Below are 3277 nucleotides of genomic sequence, written 5' to 3'. Positions count from 1 at the left end.
ATAGCCGAGTATATGAAAATGTAACAGCAACAGGTGATGAGAGTCGCATAGTCAATATAAATGATCGTAGTACCTATCCAAATTTACAAGAAAAATTAGGAGACTAAAATATCACGAAAAATCTGCAAAAACTGATAGATTGTAGTGTTTCAATTTGAAATTTGAAACTAGGATGGATCAAAAGAGGAAAATATTAATGGATAATAGGAAACAGGAGAAAAGAGATTAAAATAATTTTTTTTGTTATAATAAATGCCGACTTGATTTGACTATACATCTGGAAATGCTCAAGATTAATTAATATAAATATTTGATCGCGTCCCATGACATTTCAAATATTTAACTAACCTACTAATATAACTAATATATGAAATAGATATAATATTTTAGTTAGTTTATTTATTTTGAGATATGTAGTTTAAGTGCGTCTTAATATCATTTCTACACAAAAAATGGTAACTGTATATAAACCATCTTTTCCGACCACCAGGAGGCAGTATTACTATTGAAATTCTCATAATTTTTCCATTATATTAACCCTCATAGAATTATCTATATCCAAAAATTAATCCTACTCTATTGATATCCAATATCATAACTCAGAGTTTAACTAAAAAAATCAGGTATAAGTCGACATGAAACTTGTATAATTTCGTGTTATAAAACTCATAATCGTGGTGACCAATATGGATATTATCCGATAATCCTAACATAATTAACACCAGAAAAATTAAATCCAAACATTTATAGTTGTGCTGAATTACTTAATTGTGAATATTGCTCTAACTTAGAAATAGGTAATCTCAATGATTATATGTTTAGCCAATAATAAGAGATTGTTTGTAAAATGAATATTAAATCCAGGCGTAGGGTTGGTTAAGTGCCAATAATTATGAACCGGAACCAAAATTTAATTTTCCGCACCCCACCCACCGAAAATTAAGCACTCTAGCCGTCTTAATCTTTACTTTACAAACACTCTCTAAAGTATTTTTTTATTATATAAAACTTCTTTAAAGAGAGGATTAATGAGTTTATTTTCATAATTATTAACTTATCAAAGATAAAATAAACTTTATCCGATAACTATTAATTTCACGTAGTTATAGACAAATTTATAATAATTATTTATACATATTAAGCAAACTTATAAAGCTATTTTAATGACAGTTTATGAGTCTCAAGGTGAATTTAAAATTAATCCTAATCATTAATATATATTAGGAACAACACGATTTAATTTTTATAGCTGAAAGAGAAATAAATTATAAGAAAACTATAAGAGTGATATCTTCTAATTTACATTTTTAATCTATAAAGTTAGAGTTAGTTTGAGGAACATTAAATTAAATTTACTTAGGATTTGCGGAAAAAGTATTTTTGTTTAGGGTAGGAATGATAATTCAGGATGAATTGGAATTACAGAGGAGGTAGTAGAAATAATTTTAGCTCACTTTGTTTGGCCTCAAAAAGATTAAAGCTTTTTATAGATAAAGGCTTTTAGGCTTAATCAGCTAACCCTACTTCATTCCTGAGAGGCAAAGTCTAAAAACCCCATCCACCCAGTTTAACTATCCAACTTATTTAAAGCTTTCAATAATAGTTTAGGAAACATTTTATAATAGTCAATATATTTTTGATTAATATCGGTAGATACCTTCTGAGTAGCCATTTTAATTTCCTTGGGAATCAAGGTTTTATCTATACCTAGGAATTCTAGTACATTTTTTATTTCTTCTTCAAAACAGCTAGTTAAATTTTCATATGTAACTTCGTAATAGTTTAAGTTATTCTCTTTAAAAAAAATTTTCCACCGTCGATTTTGATCCTGAAACTTTTGTTCCCATTTATAAATCGAAAGAGGTTGGAACTTTAGAACCGTATCTGTTTTGTTTAAGTTTACCTCTTTTTTAAGATTTGGTTCATTTGTACTATTGCTAGAATTTATATTCCAAACTTTTCTTTGAAGTGCAATTATTGTTGATACAGCTTGTGCAATCATATCTTGTCTCCAGATGTAGATAAATTTTAAATTAGGAAACAAAGAGTTTAAGATTTCTATATCCTTTTTTTTCTCAAACAAAGGAGATTCTTTTGCTAATTTTATCAATTCATACATTTGCCACCAATGCATTTTCATACCAAAAATACCATTTGTTGTTCCCTCTTGAACAACAGAATTAAAATAACTTATAAAATTATCTGGTTCTCCCTTTAATTTGAATTGCTTTATTTTGTAATGATGAAAATATTCCTCTGGATTACCGCAATGGTTGAATTGTTTCAATGTCCTACATAAAAGAGTGCTTCCAGAACGGCCTGTAGAACACACTATGTAACTCTGCTCTATGTTTTTTATATTAAAAATATCGTACATTATTTATCATTTCGCACTCAACATATAAATTATAACTTTAATTCTTCAACCTAAAATTTGGCAACTTCTTTATTTCTTTTTGTTAGCCATCAATAATCCAGGCTAAATCACTTACTAACAAGCCTCAAATGCCGTAAAATATTTCACTTGTAGGTCTATCTCAATTATTGAGTGGATACTTCTTTTTGACCAGATACAAAATCTCGTAAACGAAGCAAACTAAAAGTTTGACCCAAATTTATAGGAAACATAGATATTCCTTCCAGACGAGATTGTACCCAACCATCTCCCCAATACCACTCATGAAACCCATCAATGCCTTGACTAAGTATAAGTCTCAAACAATTTGGTCTGACTATATCAACACAATGCTTAATTTCTATCAGTCCAACCCAAGTTTCAAACTTTACACCCTCAGATAATTGTTCCGGTAGTCCAGGAGAAAAACGCTGAGGCCATAACCATATTTGTAACTGAGATGGACATAGCAAACTATCTCTTATCGTAGCTTCGGGAGCTTCAATCTCAATCCTTATATGGCTTTTTTGAAAAGTACCTAACATAACAATCTAATCACTAATAACAATAGATATAATTTTTAAATTTATTTATATTTTGGTTTTTTTGTCAAACAAAATTAGAACATCGCAAGTATATACATGATGCTATTTTTAACCTATTTTTTACTAAAGTCCGGTTATCTTGGACAAATTTCACCTGTAGTATACCAAGAGAGTTATGATAAAGAAACTCAGAATTATTAAGAAATGTAAGGACTCCAATGGCAGATCAACTAATTAGAGCTACGGCAGCAGAAGGAGGCATTCGTGCTGTTGGTGCAATTACCACTCGCTTAACCGAAGAAGCAAGACAACGACACAAACTTTCTTGGGTGACCTA

Annotated in this window: 3 protein-coding genes; 1 reads left to right on the top strand and 2 read right to left on the bottom strand. The window is 29.5% G+C overall.

The window, feature by feature from the left end; genetic code table 11:
• Positions 1 to 1567: 1567 nt before the first annotated feature.
• Both F6K22_RS36805 and F6K22_RS36800 read right to left on the bottom strand, forming a co-directional pair.
• A complete protein-coding gene (locus F6K22_RS36805; RefSeq protein WP_293109665.1) occupies positions 1568 to 2377 on the bottom strand; it encodes a Stf0 family sulfotransferase in 810 nt (269 codons plus the stop codon).
• A gap of 164 nt (positions 2378 to 2541) precedes the next feature.
• A complete protein-coding gene (locus F6K22_RS36800) occupies positions 2542 to 2940 on the bottom strand; it encodes a hypothetical protein (protein WP_293109663.1) in 399 nt (132 codons plus the stop codon).
• Positions 2941 to 3158: 218 nt separating this feature from the next.
• Here F6K22_RS36800 and F6K22_RS36795 point away from each other — a divergent pair.
• A partial coding sequence (locus tag F6K22_RS36795) for an Hsp33 family molecular chaperone HslO (RefSeq protein WP_363275231.1) occupies positions 3159 to 3277 on the top strand: 119 nt, incomplete at its 3' end.

The sequence above is a fragment of the Okeania sp. SIO2F4 genome (assembly GCF_010672385.1).
Lineage (GTDB): Bacteria > Cyanobacteriota > Cyanobacteriia > Cyanobacteriales > Microcoleaceae > Trichodesmium.
This window is presented reverse-complemented; position numbering and strand designations above follow the sequence as displayed.